The organism is Methylobacterium sp. CCH7-A2 (genome assembly GCF_001557075.1).
Lineage (GTDB): Bacteria > Pseudomonadota > Alphaproteobacteria > Rhizobiales > Beijerinckiaceae > Allobosea > Allobosea massiliensis.
This window is the reverse complement of the sequence record NZ_LSKN01000133.1, coordinates 1-285: the sequence shown is the minus strand read 5'-3', so window position 1 is coordinate 285 and position 285 is coordinate 1. Positions and strand designations below refer to the sequence as shown.

At 71.6% G+C, this 285-nt stretch carries 1 pseudogene; it reads right to left on the bottom strand.

What is annotated here, in order from left to right:
* A pseudogene (locus tag AX750_RS26490) lies at positions 1 to 285 on the bottom strand (FAD-dependent oxidoreductase); the annotation flags it as partial.

Genomic DNA, 285 nt, shown 5'->3' with positions numbered 1-285 from the left:
TCGCCGCAGGCGCCCAGACGTGCGGATGGGTCCCAGAAGAACGTCTCTCCCGCCGGCTGCTCGACCAGGGCATAGCGCCAGCGATGCGCCGCTCTGAAGCTCGGGTCAGCCGTTTCACCGGTGAGCTCGCGGAAGCGGGCCTGCAGTGCGGCGGCCGCCCACTCCGGCGTCTCTTCCAGATGTTCGCGCGACCAGGCCGGCGTGGCGTGAACGACGATGGCGTCGCCGCTGGCGTCGCGGCCGGGCTTGGAGCTGTCGCGGGCGATCCAGGCGATCGTCGAGTCG